Origin of the sequence: Cryobacterium gelidum (assembly GCF_004403985.1) — a bacterium.
In the GTDB taxonomy this organism is placed as follows: Bacteria; Actinomycetota; Actinomycetes; order Actinomycetales; family Microbacteriaceae; genus Cryobacterium; species Cryobacterium gelidum.
The window spans coordinates 1-15,351 of sequence record NZ_SOHL01000022.1; the positions used below are offsets into that span (position 1 = coordinate 1).

The window sequence follows — 15,351 nt, forward strand, 5'->3', positions numbered from 1 at the left end:
GACATCTCGCCTGGTCTTGCTCTACGACGGGGCCATCACCGCAGCGAAAGTCGGCCGCGACGCTGCTCTCGTCCGCGAAGCACGCATCATGGCACAAGAACACGTCGACACTCACACCCTCAGCGCGCTGCTTCTGACCGCCAGTTCACGCGGACGAGGAATGTGTATCTCTTCTTAGCCCGACCGCTTGGGACGAACGAAAGCGCTCGAGCATCTTCGCGACGGCGACACTCTTGTCATCTAGAAACTCGACCACCTCAGCCGCGCCGTGAAGAACCACATCGACTTCCGAGCAAGACCACCTTGACGGAATCGGCTTCCGGTCCTGGACAGATCAATCGACACCACCACCCCCGCCGGGAGGTTCTTCTTCCACATCGTGGCGGTTCTTCCATCTCGACGGCGCAGATTGAGATCATGTCAATATTCGTCGAGGCGAGCACAATCGTCTGGGAGATGCCGTCCGTCTGGGAACTGTCCGATCCTTAGGCGCTTTTCTGCCTGACCCCATCGGTGTCCCGGAGGTTGTCGCCGACTATCTGGCTGCGCATTTGGGCGCCACAGATCATGGCGTTCTGGCGCAATATGCCCGTCGCGAGGCGACAAACCGGGAGCATTCTCGTGAGATCCAAGTCTGAGTACGACATTTTCGTAGGACAGCGGGGGTGATTTTCCGTCCGAGTGTGCCCGAGACCACGGATGCTGGGACTGGAGATCAGCTGACTTGCGGAAACCCGAGGTCGATTTTACTCGTCGACGGGTCGGGCCAACGGGTGGTCACTACTTTGCTTCGAGTATAGAAACGTATGCTGTCCGGCCCATACATGTGGGTGTCGCCGAACAGTGATGACTTCCAGCCGCCGAAGGAGAACGACCCAACCGGCACCGGAATGGGCAGGTTGACTCCGACCATTCCGGCCTCAATCTCAAATTCGAATTGCCGCGCGGCACCGCCGTCACGTGTGAAAAGAGCTACTCCGTTGCCGAACTCGTTCTCGTTGGTCAACTGAACGGCCTCTTCAAAGGTGTCCACGCGGACGACTGACAGGACGGGGCCAAAGATCTCGTCGTCATACACCTTCATGCCTGGCTTCACGTGGTCGATCAGGCTGACGCCGATGAAGAAGCCGTCTGAATCAAACTGATGCTGGCGACCGTCCACCACAACGGTGGCACTTTCATTCGCTGCTCCGGCAACGTACGAGGCAACCTTGTCGCGGTGCGCGGCGGTGATCAGCGGGCCCATCTCTGAAGAAGCATCCGTCCCTGCGCCGATCGTTAGTGTGGCCATCCGCTGCTTGATGGCGTCGACGAGTTCATCAGCAATACCGCCGACGGCCACGAGCACACTGACCGCCATGCAGCGCTCGCCCGCTGAGCCGTAGGCCGCCGACACGGCTGCATCTGCAGCCATGTTGAGGTCCGCATCCGGGAGTACCACCATGTGATTCTTGGCGCCGCCCAGCGCCTGCACGCGCTTGCCGTTTTCGGCGGCCCGCTTGTAGATGGACTTGGCAACAGGCGTGGAGCCGACAAAGCTGATGGCTTTCACCTGTGGGTGTTCCAACAGCACATCCACGGCTTCCTTGTCGCCTTGGACGACGTTCAGTACGCCGTCGGGCAACCCTGCCTCGGAAAAAATCTCGGCAATGAAAATGGCCGTAGACGGGTCTTTCTCGCTGGGCTTGAGCAGAACGGTGTTGCCGCAGGCCAGCGCACTGCCGATCATCCACAGCGGCACCATGGCCGGAAAGTTGAACGGAGTAACGCAGGCAACCACGCCAACCGGCTGCCGAACCGAGTGAACATCGACGCCGGTCGACACCTGCTCTGAGTGCTCACCCTTGAGCATGTGGGAAAGTCCGGTGGCGAACTCGATGTTCTCCAGGCCTCGGGTAATCTCGCCCTCCGCATCGGAAAGCACCTTGCCGTGTTCACTGGTGAGGATGGCCGCCAGTTCCGACTTCCGCTCGGTGAGGAGCTCTCGAACCTTGAAAAAAATATTGGTGCGTTTGGCCAGACTGGTGGCCCGCCAACCCGGCAGTGCAGCACGGGCGGCCTCAATAGCTTCCTCGACCCGGGATGCTGAGGCCAGAGCGACCTCCTTGTTTTGCTCGCCGGTGGCGGGGTTGTACACGGGGGCAAAACGCGCGGCGTCGGTGATCTTTTGACCATTGATGTAGTGCGGAATTCGCTGCATAGGAGTGCTCTCTGCGATTGCGGGACGCGGGTCAGTGGATGAGGTCACGACTGTTGTCATCAGTTGACCTGCGCCTGGGCCAGCGCCGGAACCTGTTCCGGTTCCTGGTCAAGAGCCAGGGTTCCGTCGACGAGCTTGACGATTATCGAGCAGTCTTTACCGCCCTGTTCCGCGTCAAGAACGCGCTGGAACATCTGCTGCACGTGCTCACCAATCTCGAGTGGTGTATCCGTTGCCTGCGCGGCGGCGATAGCCAGGCCGATGTCTTTATTGGCCAACTCTGTCGTGAACGTCGGTGCAAAAGCAGTGTTAGCGGCGGAGGATGGCACGACTCCGGCAATCGGATACCACGTGCGAAGGGCCCAACTGTCTCCGGAGGAAACCGACGCGATGTCCCAGAACACTTGCTTGTCGAGACCGAGGCGATCGGCCAGAACTGCACCTTCAGCGGCCCCCGCGAGATTGATAAATAACATGAGATTGTTGCAGATCTTTGCGGCCTGTCCGGTGGTGGCGCCGCCGGTAGGAATGATGTTGGCAGACATCGGCTTGATGAACGTGCTGGCATCAGAGACGGCGCCGGGTTCCCCGCCGATCATGAACGTCAATGTTCCGGCCTGAGCCCCGCTGATCCCGCCGGAAACGGGAGCGTCAACAAAACGGAATCCAGCCTCGGCTGCTGCATCGTGCAGCTTTTGCGCAGATTCAACGTCAATGGTGGAGGAATCCACAAGAAGGGTGCCGGGACTTACCGAGGACAGCACACCGCCTTCACCCATGTACACGGCGATGGCGTGCTCGCCCTTGGGCAGCATAGTGAAGACGACCTCGGCGCCAGAGACCGCATCCGCGACGCTGCTTGCCGGTATGAGGCCATTGGCCGCCGCGGTCGCGAGCGCCCGCGGATTCAGGTCGAAGCCGCGCACTTCATGCCCGGCCTTCACCAAGTTTGCCGTCATCGGGCCACCCATATTGCCCAGACCGATCCATCCAATTGCAGCCATTTGCAAGCTCCTTTGCTCTTTTCCGACGAAAACGCACATCCTTTATATCCACCATCACACCGTGTTACGGTGCAATCAAGATAGAAAAATACAGAGGCCCTGTGCATTCATGCACAAATGCACTGGTGCACCCATTGATAGGAAGGCGGGCGCGTGATGGTTGATTTCAAGCGGTTTCCGAGCCCGGAGGACCTGCTCATCCTGCTCACCGTGGCGCGCCTGGGGCGATTCAATGCCGTGGCCGAGGCGTTGGAAACCACCCACACCACCATTTCCCGTCGGATCCTGGCGCTGGATAAACGGCTGGGTGGGCGCACCCTTGAACGAACCCCGCACGGATGGGAACTCACGGAGCTGGGAAACCAGGCAGTCCGTGCAGCTGAGATCATCGAGGACAGTTTGGGCGCTCTCACCACAACGCTGGCGAATGACGCGGATCCGCTTTCCGGCCTCGTCCGAATCAGCACACCCGACGGTTTCGGCGCGGCCTTTGTCGCCCCCGCCTTGATCAAGCTTCAACGAGAACATCCCAAGCTGAATGTGGAGATGATCAGCGTGACAAGAAAGATCAACCAGAACCGCTCTGGCGTTGACCTAGAGATCGTGGTGGGTCCAATCGACGCGAGTAGAGCGCAGACGATCTTTTTGACGAACTATTTCATCCGACTGTATGCCAGTCCGGAATACCTTGCGGTTAGAGGAACTCCGGAGACTGTTGATGACATCAAAAACCACAATTTTGTGTCCTACGTTGAGTCATCTCTCCAGGTCGCCGAGCTGGGGCATCGCTCGTCACAGCTGCCCGAGCCGACCGCGAGCTTCCAATCCACCAGTATTTTCGCCCAGGTCGAAGCCGTGCGCCGCCACAGTGGCATCGGATTACTGCCGTCTTTCATGGTGTGGGGGCGGCCGGAGTTTGTCCCCGTGCTACCAGATTCCTTCCACCGAGAGCTGCCAATTTGGGCTGCCGCCCGCGCCGAGTCGCTTCGATCCATGGCAGTGAGGGCAGCAATTGTGGCCATCCGGCACGAGATCTCCGAGCGCCGGAGCGAACTGGCGGCCTGACTGGCACTGCGACCCCGCCCGGTCCGTGGGTCCACAGATGGCACCGTTGATCGCGGCCTGGGCTGTGCGGCTGAACGATCACACATGTAACGGTTCGCCCTGGTCTAAAAAAATCCGCATGTGCGAGTCGACATGATTGAAATCGAACAAGGCTTTGCCTTGACCGCGTTGTCAGAATCTCAACACTTCGATCCGCAATCGCTATGCCTGAAATAGCCGCCGAATAATGGTGCCAGCGGCTGGCGCATCCAGCCCCTCGTTGATTTTCGTCAGCGGTTCGGTGTTTGTGTGAAGCCGCTCCACCGCGAGGCTGCCCGCATGCCAATAGTCGAGGTGCAACTGGATGTCCCGAACGGGAACAGTGCCCCCATGTACGAACCCGGCGGCCGGAAATGGGCGTAGCTGACCGAGCTATCCCGGCCATCCATCGCCTGAAACAAAATCACCGCGCGCTTACGAAGCCTTGAACTCAAGGGAACCCGGGAGCGGGCAACAGTTCAGCCGCAGCCCCGGGATCGTCTACGTGACGCTTTACCTTGCGTCGGTGCTTACCTTCAGTGCTTCGGTCTTTTTTACATCGGCTGCATCGACCTCGTGAAGCGAGATTCCTCTCGTTTCTCTCATGGATACCACAGCCACAACTGTCACCGCACAGGTGATCAGCAGATAAACGGCAATCGGAACTGATGACCCGGTGCCCCTCAGCAAGGCGGTGGCGATAATCGGGGCGAGCGAACCAGCCACGATCGACGTGACCTGGTAACCGAGTGAAACACCGGAATACCGCATACGGGTGGGGAACATTTCCGACATTATCGCTGGTTGCCCGGCGTACATCAGCGCATGGAACATGAGTCCGATCGTGACGGCGATCATAATGATCAGTTCATTCGCGGTTTCCATCATGGGGAAGGCAAAGAATCCCCAGGTCGCGCCCAGTACCGCGCCCGTCAGGTAGACAGGTTTCCGGCCAACCGCATCCGAAAGTTTCCCGACCAACGGGATAACACAGAACTCGATTGCATGCGCGATGAGCATCAGCAACAAGATCTTGGCTGTGTCCATCTTGACGATCACCACCAAGTACGTGATCGAGAAGGTAACGACGAGGTAATACAGCACATTTTCCGCAAATCGCAGTCCCATTGCGGTGAAGACACCGCGCGGGTAACGGCGGAATACCTCGATGGCACCGTAGCCCGGCGTGGGCGCGGCTTCAGCCTTTAGGCGCGATTCTTCGAAGATCGGAGCATCCTGAACCTTCGTGCGAATGTAGTACCCGACAATGACGATTACCGCTGAGAGCCAAAATGCGACTCGCCAGCCCCAACTGAGGAATGCCTCCTCGGGCAGAGTCGCGGAAAGCCCCAAGAGAACGACCGTGGCCAGCAAATTCCCTCCCGGAACGGCTGACTGCGGCCAGCTGGCCCAGAACCCGCGGGATTTGTTGGGACTGTGCTCAGCGACCAGCAATACCGCGCCACCCCATTCGCCGCCGACTGCAAAGCCCTGAGCAAATCTCAGAAACACCAGAAGTGCCGGCGCCCAGTAGCCAACCTGGTCAAACGTTGGCAGACATCCCATCAGGAATGAGGATACGCCGACCAAAACAATGGCGACTTGAAGCAATCGTTTGCGTCCGAACTTGTCACCAAAGTGGCCAAAGATGATTCCGCCGATTGGACGTGCGAGAAAGCCGACGGCGTAGGTCAAGAAGGCCGCGAGGATGCCGTCAAGTTGCGAGCCGGCATTGGGGAAGAACACCCGGCCGAAGACTAGGGTCGCGAGCGAGCCGTACAGAAAAAATTCGTACCATTCGACGACGGTGCCGGCCATTGAGGCCGCCACGACCTTCTTCAGTCCTGTCGGTTTTGGTTCTGCGACGCCCTGGCTTGTGGGAACTTGCGTGCTCAATTGAGTCTCCTTTGGTGTCAGCTTTGACACTGCGTGGAATTCCGCATCATCCTAATAAATGCGACGACAAACACATCACGTGAAGCACTAAAAAGTATTACCGCGCTGTCAACGTCACACAACGTCAATTTGTGCAGAGGCCATCTGCATCAATGCACAACAGTGCCAGCTGAATTTTCTGTTAAGACACACCACGCTGTGATGCTCATCTAGTCGTCAAGCTGCGATGCGGGGGCGTTGTTGTTCGTTGACCCACACTCCTTTCGTTGACCTCGAATCTCCGGCCACCTACATCACCGAGCAGGCCTCGACGGTTCTCGTACACCGGGGATTAGACAACAGTTTTGGGGCGGCCCGCTTGCCCACAACCGATGAAAGTGGTGGATAGGACCACGCCCGGTACTGACCTCGAGTTCGTCGGCGTGTTCCAGACTCTCCTGCACCCAGGACTTAGTCATCGATAGCGAGGCGCTCCAACTCCCGAGCCGGGCCTGCAATGTCGCCATCGCCGACGACACCGAACGCTCGGTTTCGTGGGTATTGGCGGTGTCCACCCGATCGGCTGCAACCTCAATCATCTGCCGGCCGGCGGACCACCCCGCGACTGCCACATAACGCTGTGTCGGTGACCAGATACACGCCTGACGTGAAAGTCTCCCTACTGAACTCAGTCATGAAACCGCTATCGACGCCCGGATCGTGGCCGCGTCAACGCTCGCCAATGCGTCAAGGAACGCGACGGCAAAACTCCCCGGACCGCCGTCACCCGCCGCCGCCCCTTCGGCCGCGATCGTATACACGGCCGTCGCGGCGGCAGTGGCAACAAGACGATCGTCGCCGACCGCTAAGAAAGCCGCGGTTATGGCGCCAAGCGCGCACCCTCCACCAGTGACTTGGGTGGGGTAGGAATGGCCGTTGCTGAGGCGGATGACATCGATTCCATCGGTGACCAAATCGGTCGCCCCAGAGATCGCGACGATGCAGCCGAACCGGTCGGCAAGCCAGCCAGCGGCATCCAACGCCTGCTCCGCGGTGTCGACCGAGTCCACCCCCCGGCCACTGGGTTCAGTACCCACGGCGTGCCCGCACGCTGCTCCGCATGCGGAGTGCCCAGATTCACCAGCGTGGCCGAAGCGATATGGGCGAACTGGTCGGCCTCGATGGGGATGTCGGTCATCGCCGGCGCAGCCCCGATCGCCAGCAACGCGTTGGCCGTGAAGTTCGTCACCACCGCGTTGGTCAGGCGCTGCACCAAAGGTGTTCTCTCCCGCAACCGGGCCAGCAGCAAGCAGACATCATCTGCCGTGAAACGCCTCATTCAACGTCCTCGCTCAGATTTATCAACTTGGTGTGTCGGGGAGAGGTTGCGAACCGCTGCAGGAAACCGTCCTCAGCAGGCGCATTCGGCCCGCACGCAGTCTAGAACACGGCGAAACGGCCTCCCCTTCATAGAGTGGACACCGGGCTGGTCACCCTTCGGTCGTGGCTGAAGTTTTTAAATTCCTTACCGTCTGGATCAACAACTCAGCAGTATAAGAGGACCACTCCGCGACGAAACCAGCCAGCTAGACGCTCACTGGCCTCATGCGCCTTGACAAATTCCGCGACCATGATTGGGTCGTACCACGCGATAATTTTCGGCAGACCACCCGATTGTGAAAGGAGGTGGCTCGTGAGCCACCACGCCGTTATCAACCCCGCCACAGGCAAGACCAGCAAGACTTACCCCCAGATTTCGGAAAATGAACTCGAGCAGGTCATCGCAACGGCGGATAAGGCCCATGTCGGCTGGTCACGGAACTCTTCAACCGACGGGCGGGCCGCACTCCTGCGCAAGGTCGGCGATTTGCATGAGGAGCGCCGTGCCGAGCTGGCGGCCATGATCGTGCGCGAGATGGGCAAGCCCGTCGATCAAGCGCTCGGCGAGGTCGACTACGCCGCCGACATCTACCGGTACTATGCCGACAACGCGCAGGAATTTCTGAAGGACGAACCAATCACCCTGCTCAGCGGCGAGGGTTCCGCGTTCATGCGCCCCAGATCACTAGGTGTGCTGATCGGTGTCATGCCGTGGAATTTCCCGTACTACCAGGTTGCGCGCTTCGCCGCACCGAACCTCATGACGGGCAACACGATCATCCTCAAGCATGCGTCGCAGTGCCCGGAGTCGTCCGCGTCGATTGAGCAAATCTTTCATGACGCAGGCTTCCCGGATGGCGCCTATACCAATGTGTACGCGGACAGCGAGCAGGTCGCCACGATCATCGCCGACCCGCGGGTGCAGGGCGTCTCCCTCACCGGTTCGGAGGGCGCCGGCGCGGCCGTTGCCGAGGTGGCCGGTCGTCACCTCAAGAAGGTCGTGCTGGAGCTGGGCGGATCAGACCCGTTCATTCTGCTGAGCACCGACGACATGGCCGCCGCAGTGGATGCCGCCGTCGCCGGTCGCCTCCGCAATGGCGGGCAGGCCTGCGACGCCGCCAAGCGATTTATCGTGATCGATGAACTTTACGATGAGTTCACGGAGAAGTTCACCGCCGCCATCCTGGCGTGCTCTCCCAGTGACCCGACCGTCCCCGGGGCAGACTACGGACCCCTCTCGTCCCTTGACGCGGCCGACCATCTCGCGGAACAGGTCGAGCGCGCAGTCGCACAGGGAGCGACCCTGGCGAGCACTGGCAAACGGTCTGGTAACTTCTACCCATCTGGCGTGCTCACCGGTGTCACGCGAGATAACGACACCTACCACGAGGAGTTCTTCGGACCCATAGCATTCGTCTACCGGGCAAGCTCCGAGGATGATGCCATCGCCCTCGCAAATGACACCCCGTTCGGACTCAGCTCCTACCTGTTCACGACCGATTCCGAGCAGGCACTGCGCGTTGCCGACCGCATCGATGCGGGCATGGTCTACGTCAACCTTGTCGACGCCGGCAGCGCGGAGCTACCGTTCGGCGGAGTGAAAAGAAGCGGCTTCGGGCGCGAACTCGGACGCTACGGTGCCAGCGAATTCGTGAACAAGAAACTCATCCGCATCGGCTGACCCATCGCTGCAGTTCAGGAAAAGCGACTCGATCGTCCACCCTCCTTCGCCTCGCTGTGGATCTTCACCACCTGCGCCGGATGCAGCAGCAGATTGCGCGCTTCACAAACGCATAACCGGGATCCACGCCACGCGTGACCGTGCTGGCCGCTAAACCGTCGCTGCACGCTCCTGTGCGCGCAGGTCCTTCCGCAGGATCTTGCCGGATGCCGACTTGGGAATCCGGTCGATGAACTCCACTGCCCGCACCTTCTTGTGCGGGGCGACCCGCTCGGTGACGAACGTCATGACCTCGTCGGCGGTGAGGGCCGACTCGGCCACGATCACGACGAAGGCCTTGGGAATCTCTTGGCCGTCGGCATCCGCTACCCCGATCACGGCCGCATCCGCGATCTGCGGGTGGGTGAGCAGCAGCGCTTCGAGTTCGGAGGGCGCGATCTGATACCCCTTGTATTTGATCAGCTCCTTGCTGCGGTCGACGATGGTCACCTCGCCGAGTGCACTGACCGTGGCGATGTCGCCGGTGTGCAGAAAACCGTCGGCGTCGATGGTCTCGCGCGTGGCCTGATCGTTGTTCAGGTAGCCGAGCATCACGTTCGGCCCGCGTACGAGTAGCTCGCCTGGCTCGCTCACGCCGCTTTCTGGAACCTCGATCTCCGCGCCGGTTTCGGTCGAGACAAGCCTGCAGTCCATGTTCGGCACGGTCACCCCGACGGAGGCGCGTGACAGATGCAGGGCGTCGATGGGAATCAAATGGCTGACCGGGCTGACCTCGGTCATGCCGTAACCCTGCAGAATACGACAGTTCAGCCGGGTGGCCACGGCAGCGGCGAGGGCCCCGTCGAGTGGGGCTGCTCCCGAGAGAATCGTGTGCACGCTCGACAGGTCGTAGCTTTCCACCAGCGGATGCTTCGCCACGGCCACCGCGATCGGCGGCGCGATGAAGACGTAGCTGCAGCGGTGATCCTGGATCATGCGCAGAAATTCGACGAAGTCGAACCGGGCCATGGTGACGAGGGCGGCCCGCTGTTTGAACGCGAGGTTCAGCAGAACCGTCATTCCGTAGATGTGATAGAACGGCAGCAGCGCGAGCACCTTGTCCTCGGGCACGACCCCGATCAAGTCACGGGCCTGCTGTACGTTCGCGACCAGATTGCGGTGGCTGAGCATGACGCCCTTCGGCGCCGCCGTCGTGCCCGAGGAGTACGGCAGAACCGCCACGTGCGTAGCCGGGTCGATGGTCACAATGGGCGCTGCGGCATCCGCTTGGAGCAGATCCGCGAGCGATGGATGCCCCGGCTCACCGTCGATCACCACGATGCATTCGTTCGGGATGCCGGCCGCGTGTGCGGCCGCGCGGGCACCGGGCAGCAGCGGTGAGATGGTCACGAGCCAGGTCGCGCCGGAGTCGTCGAGCTGGCGTTGAATGTCGTCGGGAGTGTAGAGCGAATTGAGGGTCGTGACTGTCGCTCCTGCGCGCAGGATGCCGTGGAAGACGGCGGTGAACTCCGGCGTGTTCGGGCAGAGCAATCCGATGACGGTGCCGGGGCCGACGCCTTTCTCGGCGAGGGCGCCGGCCACTCGGGTGATCTGATCGACCAGAGTGCGATAGCTCAGCGTGGCACCGCTGAACCCATCGATGACGGCAGTGCGATCGAGTTCGCTCTCGCTGAGGTCGCCGAACAGGTAGTCAAAAATGCTCAGGTCGGGAATCTCAACGAGAGCATAGGGGCTCGTGAACACGGGGATCTCCTTCGATCGGGTGTGGCCTGCATACGCTACCGCCCGGTGCTGGCGTGAAACTGTACATGTGGCCACAGTCGTTACCGCGCGTTCACCTGCCGGTTACCTGCGACGCCATCGTTGTTGGCGTGGCCTGTCTAGCGTAGCTACTCGTAACGCCCTCGACGCAGGAAGGTCTCTCGTGGCAATCACCAACTCGCTCGACGAGGTGCGGCCGGTACCGAAGCGGGAGTCGGAAGGCACGGGAATCGGCGCATCTGCCGCCCTGGCACAGGGTCGCGAGGTTGTCTTGCCGCGCGCCGCCGAGGCCATGGTTTGGTCGGGGATCGGTCTGCCGCTGGAGTGCGTGGCGGTACCGGGCGTGCTGCTGCGGCCGGGCGACGTGCTTGTTGAAGTCGAATTTGCCACGGTCTGTGGCTCCGACGTGCACACGGCGCTGGGTCACCGCGCGTCCGCGAAACCGCTCGTGCTCGGGCATGAGCAGGTCGGGCGCGTCGTCGCCGTGGGGGAGCAGTCCTATGCCGTGAATGGAATGCCGCTGCGGGTGGGGCAGCGGGTAGTCTGGTCGGTGGCCGTGAGCTGCGGAACCTGCCCACGCTGCCGCCGTGGCCTGCCCCAGAAGTGCCTCGAACTGGCTAAATATGGCCACGAACGGATGCAACGTGGCTGGGAGCTCAGCGGCGGTTTCGCCACCCACGTGCAGGTGCGTGCGGGAACGGCGGTCGTGGTCGTGGACGAGCAGGTTCCGGCAACGGTACTCGCGCCGGCCTCGTGCGCGACCGCGACGGTCGTCGCCGCGTTCGGGGCGGCCTCCGCTCTCGTGCCGCTGGCCGGAGCCACCGTGTTGGTGACCGGCGCGGGAATGCTCGGCGTCACTGCCTGCGCGATGGCCACGGACGCCGGCGCCGTCGTGGTCGTCAGCGACCCGGACGCTGCCCGCCGGCAGCTCGCGCTCGCGTTCGGAGCCGTCGCCGTCGTTGACCCGAGCGCACCGTGCGAGTCATCGACCGACGTCGTGAGCGTTCTCGCCGGCCTGGCGCAAGCCGGTGTGGCCGAGCCGACGATTGCGCTCGAGCTGAGCGGTGACAGGTCCGCCGTGCAGACTGCCGTCGACCTGATCGGTATCGGCGGCGTGGTCGTGCTCGTCGGCAGCGTCTCGCCCGGGGCGCCCGTGAAGCTGGACCCGGAGTCGATCGTGCGTCGCCTGGTCACCGTGCGCGGCGTGCACAACTACACACCGGGCGACCTGGAGCAGGCGGTGGCCTATCTCAGCGGGGCCTGGCATCGGCATCCGTTTTCAGCGCTCGTCGGCGCGATTTTTCCCCTCGAGAAAGCGGATGCCGCCCTCGCCACGGCCGCTTCCGCCCGCCACCCCCGCGTGGGAATCACGCCGCAGCCTCCCGCTACCCTCGGCTGAGTCGGCCCGGTCGTCCGGGGATCGGGTGCTCGTTGGTGACCGCGCCAGTTGTGGGTGACCGCGCCAGTTATTGCTGGCGCGGCCACCCAGAACTGGCGCGCTGACACAACAATCGGGCTAGCTGACGCCGCCGGGCGGGCCGATCGTGAGCAGGGTGGCCATGATCGCCACCAGTGCGACGCCCATGATCCCGGCGAGCAGCAGCGGGCGAGCCAGCATCCAGCGAAGCAGGGCGCTGACCCGGGTGTGATCGCGGGGGTCACTCGTGCGCGTGTGGCGCCAGCCGCCGTCGAGCGCCCCGCGGCGTTCGAGGGCCCGGTCGAACGGAATCGTCGCGAACGGAATGATCGCCGTGAGGCAGGCAACGGCGATCAGCCGCACTGTCCAGTGCTGGTTGACACCGACGAAGACGGCCGTTATGCCGTAGGCGATGAAGACAAGACCATGCAGGAAACCGCCGATCTGCACGCCCCACTCACCGACCTGCACGACGTATTTCAGCAGCATGCCGATGATCAGCAGCGACCAGGTGATCGCCTCGGCAATAGACACGAAGCGGTACAACGAGCGGGGAGACACGGGAACACTCCAGAAGTCGGCAGAGGGGGTGGGCGCGAACTACGCCCGAGGAGGAGTCTGGGGCGGTAGACCATTCACGGCCTGGGCCGGGTGTTGGTCAGGGCCAGCCGCACGAATCGATCGCGGCTGCTGTACGACCTTGGCCAGCACCGGGGAGAACAGCACCACGAGCAGGCCAGCCGCCGGAACGATGAGCAAGCCCAATCGGAGGGAAGAGGCATCTGCTATCGCACCGACGAGCGGCGGGGACAAGAGAAACCCCACCCGCAGGAGCCAACTCACGATCGTGAGGCCCGTGCCGGGCTTGAACCCGGGGAGTTCATTGGCGGCATGCATCGCTGCCGGGATGAGCGTCGCCACACCAAGGCCGGCCAGGCCTAATCCAATCACCGTTCCGACGATCGTCGGGAAGATCAAGGCAACGCCCATTCCGACGAAGACGATCACGCCACCGGTGCGTGCCACCGCGCGCTGGCCGAAGCGGTCCACCAGCCGGTCGCCGAAAATCCGCCCGACAAACTGCATCCCTTGCAGGGCGATGAAGCCGACGCCAGCGACGAATGCCGACGCGCCGAGGGAGTCCGACAGGTAGATCGCTGACCAGGAGCTTCCCGCATCTTCCACGACAGCGCCCGATGCCGCGATCAAGACCAGCGCGGCGAGGACCGCGTATTTGGCCAACGATCCCCTCGTGAGCCCGGCTGCTCTCGGTCGGTTGCTATCCGGAGCCAGAAACGGAGTGACCTCGGAAGGCTCTGGACCGTCCAAGAGCAACCGGTACGCAACGACAGCCATGAGACTGAACAGAACGGCGGAGGCGGCGAGGTGAGTGGACAGCGGGATGGCCAGTTGCGCCGCCAATGCGCCGAGAATACCCCCGCACACCGCTCCGACGCTCCACACCGCGTGGAAGGAGTTCAGGATCGACCGTTGGTAGAGTCGCTGCACTCGTAAACCGTGCGAGTTCTGCGCGACGTCGGTGATAGAGTCCATCGCTCCGGCGAGAAAGAGGCTGGCGGCCAGGGCGACCCAGACGGGGGCAACTCCGGCGAGAAGTATTCCGATGGCCGTCAGTGCGGTGGCCACGATCGCCACTCGGGACGAGCGGAAGCGGCGAACCAGTACTCCGGCCGTCAACCCCGCGATGAGCGCCCCCAAAGGGAACGCGGCGACAGCGAAGCCAAACGCCGCGTTTGTCAGTTCGAGGTCGGCTTTGATCTCGGGGTACCGCGGCAAGAGATTGGCGCAGATAGCCCCGTTGGTGAAGAACAGCATCCCCACGCCGGCGCGAGCTCGACGCACACGGGTGGGGGGTTGCAGGGAGGGACCTGGCATGAATTAGCGCGCGACGAGCGCTTGGGCGATCACCGAGGTGAAGAAGGTGAGGCCGTCGACACCGCTCGCCATGGCGTTGTCGGTGTCGGGGCCGAACCCGGCCTCGACGGCGTGCTCGGGGTGCGGCATGAGGCCGACGACATTGCCGCGGGCGTTGGTCACGCCGGCGATGTCGTTCAGCGACCCGTTCGGGTTGCCGCCAATGTAGCGGGCCACGATGCGGCCCTCGCCCTCGAGTGCCTTGAGGGTCTCAACGGAGGCCATGAACGAGCCCTCGCCGTTCTTGAGTGGAATGACGATCTCGGCGTTGGCGGCGAACCCGGTGGTCCAGTCGCTCGCGTTGTTCTCGATGCGCAGGCCCTGATCGCGGCAGATGAAGCGGCCCTTGTCGTTTCGAATGAGCCCGCCGTCAAGCAGGTGCGCCTCGGTGAGCATCTGGAATCCGTTGCAGATCCCAAGCACGGGCATGCCCTTGTTCGCGGCGTCGATGACCTCGGTCATGATCGGCGAGAGGCTCGCAATGGCGCCGGCCCGCAGGTAGTCGCCGTAGCTGAACCCGCCCGGCAGCACGAGGGCATCGACACCATGCAGGTCGTGGTCGCCGTGCCAGAGGGCCACGGCATCGGCGCCGGCCAGGCGAATCGCGCGCGCAGCGTCGCGATCATCGAGCGAGCCGGGAAAGGTCACGACGCCGATGCGCATCAGGCGACCGCTGACGAGGGAGCGTCCTGCACGTGGATGCCGACGACATCTTCAATCACGGAGTTGGACAGCACCGTGTCGGCGAGCTCACGCACGGCGGCGAGGGTGGCGGCATCCGCAACGCCTTCGATGGAAATCTCGAAGCGCTTTCCGACGCGCACGCCGCTGACGTTGGCCAGCGCTGACTGGGTCTGACCGAGTCGACCGAGGGCGCCGGCGACGGCCTTGCCCTGAGGGTCTAGTAACTCGGCCTTGGGCATTACTTCGACGACGATCGTTGGCACAGGGCACTCCGCATACAGTCTGGGGCTTATAGTCGTGGCAAATCCCTGCAATTCTACAGGCCGGGCTC

At 62.4% G+C, this 15,351-nt stretch carries 13 protein-coding genes and 1 pseudogene; 4 read left to right on the forward strand and 10 right to left on the reverse strand.

What is annotated here, in order from left to right:
* Positions 1-425: 425 nt before the first annotated feature.
* Entirely contained in the window at positions 426-638 is a 213-nt protein-coding gene (locus E3T50_RS16990) for a DUF4158 domain-containing protein (protein WP_420898729.1), read from the forward strand.
* 77 nt (positions 639-715) lie between these two features.
* Here the strand turns inward: E3T50_RS16990 and E3T50_RS11890 are convergent, their stop codons facing one another.
* Both E3T50_RS11890 and mmsB read right to left on the reverse strand, forming a co-directional pair.
* A complete protein-coding gene (locus tag E3T50_RS11890; protein WP_134552130.1) occupies positions 716-2,200 on the reverse strand; it encodes a CoA-acylating methylmalonate-semialdehyde dehydrogenase in 1,485 nt (494 codons plus the stop codon).
* A gap of 59 nt (positions 2,201-2,259) precedes the next feature.
* Positions 2,260-3,204, reverse strand: a complete 945-nt coding sequence (gene mmsB, locus E3T50_RS11895; protein ID WP_134552192.1) for a 3-hydroxyisobutyrate dehydrogenase — start codon at positions 3,202-3,204, stop codon at positions 2,260-2,262.
* 156 nt (positions 3,205-3,360) lie between these two features.
* Between mmsB and E3T50_RS11900 the strand changes: the two genes are divergently transcribed.
* Positions 3,361-4,269, forward strand: coding sequence for a LysR family transcriptional regulator (locus E3T50_RS11900; protein WP_134552194.1), 909 nt, complete (start codon positions 3,361-3,363; stop codon positions 4,267-4,269).
* A gap of 531 nt (positions 4,270-4,800) precedes the next feature.
* Here E3T50_RS11900 and E3T50_RS11905 read toward each other — a convergent pair.
* The 3 genes and pseudogenes from E3T50_RS11905 to E3T50_RS11915 all read right to left on the reverse strand — a co-directional run bounded on the left by E3T50_RS11905 (position 4,801) and on the right by E3T50_RS11915 (position 7,501).
* On the reverse strand, positions 4,801-6,183 hold the full coding sequence (locus tag E3T50_RS11905; RefSeq protein WP_277612666.1) for an MFS transporter: 1,383 nt from the start codon (positions 6,181-6,183) through the stop codon (positions 4,801-4,803).
* 293 nt (positions 6,184-6,476) lie between these two features.
* Complete coding sequence (locus E3T50_RS16995) at positions 6,477-6,761, reverse strand: bifunctional hydroxymethylpyrimidine kinase/phosphomethylpyrimidine kinase (RefSeq protein ID WP_134552132.1); 285 nt, start codon at positions 6,759-6,761, stop codon at positions 6,477-6,479.
* Positions 6,762-6,854: 93 nt separating this feature from the next.
* Positions 6,855-7,501, reverse strand: a pseudogene (locus E3T50_RS11915) (hydroxyethylthiazole kinase).
* A 354-nt stretch (positions 7,502-7,855) separates the two neighbouring features.
* Between E3T50_RS11915 and E3T50_RS11920 the strand changes: the two are divergent.
* On the forward strand, positions 7,856-9,223 hold the full coding sequence (locus tag E3T50_RS11920; protein ID WP_166784288.1) for an NAD-dependent succinate-semialdehyde dehydrogenase: 1,368 nt from the start codon (positions 7,856-7,858) through the stop codon (positions 9,221-9,223).
* A gap of 150 nt (positions 9,224-9,373) precedes the next feature.
* On the opposite strand, the gene E3T50_RS11925 is transcribed toward E3T50_RS11920, so the two are convergent.
* Positions 9,374-10,966, reverse strand: coding sequence for an AMP-binding protein (locus E3T50_RS11925; protein WP_134552134.1), 1,593 nt, complete (start codon positions 10,964-10,966; stop codon positions 9,374-9,376).
* Between the two features lie 181 nt (positions 10,967-11,147).
* On the opposite strand from E3T50_RS11925, the gene E3T50_RS11930 reads away from it, so the two are divergent.
* Complete coding sequence (locus E3T50_RS11930; protein ID WP_241990897.1) at positions 11,148-12,383, forward strand: zinc-binding dehydrogenase; 1,236 nt, start codon at positions 11,148-11,150, stop codon at positions 12,381-12,383.
* Positions 12,384-12,500: 117 nt separating this feature from the next.
* On the opposite strand, the gene E3T50_RS11935 is transcribed toward E3T50_RS11930, so the two are convergent.
* The 4 genes from E3T50_RS11935 to E3T50_RS11950 all read right to left on the reverse strand — a co-directional run bounded on the left by E3T50_RS11935 (position 12,501) and on the right by E3T50_RS11950 (position 15,283).
* Positions 12,501-12,962 (reverse strand): DUF3817 domain-containing protein, encoded by a 462-nt coding sequence (locus tag E3T50_RS11935; RefSeq protein WP_134552136.1) that lies wholly within the window; start codon positions 12,960-12,962, stop codon positions 12,501-12,503.
* 39 nt (positions 12,963-13,001) lie between these two features.
* Positions 13,002-14,237, reverse strand: a complete 1,236-nt coding sequence (locus E3T50_RS11940) for an MFS transporter (RefSeq protein ID WP_241990898.1) — start codon at positions 14,235-14,237, stop codon at positions 13,002-13,004.
* A 63-nt stretch (positions 14,238-14,300) separates the two neighbouring features.
* Complete coding sequence (gene purQ / locus E3T50_RS11945) at positions 14,301-14,999, reverse strand: phosphoribosylformylglycinamidine synthase subunit PurQ (protein WP_134552139.1); 699 nt, start codon at positions 14,997-14,999, stop codon at positions 14,301-14,303.
* A complete protein-coding gene (locus E3T50_RS11950) occupies positions 14,999-15,283 on the reverse strand; it encodes a phosphoribosylformylglycinamidine synthase subunit PurS (RefSeq protein WP_134552141.1) in 285 nt (94 codons plus the stop codon). The genes purQ and E3T50_RS11950 overlap by 1 nt, the downstream gene beginning before the upstream one ends.
* Positions 15,284-15,351: the final 68 nt, after the last annotated feature.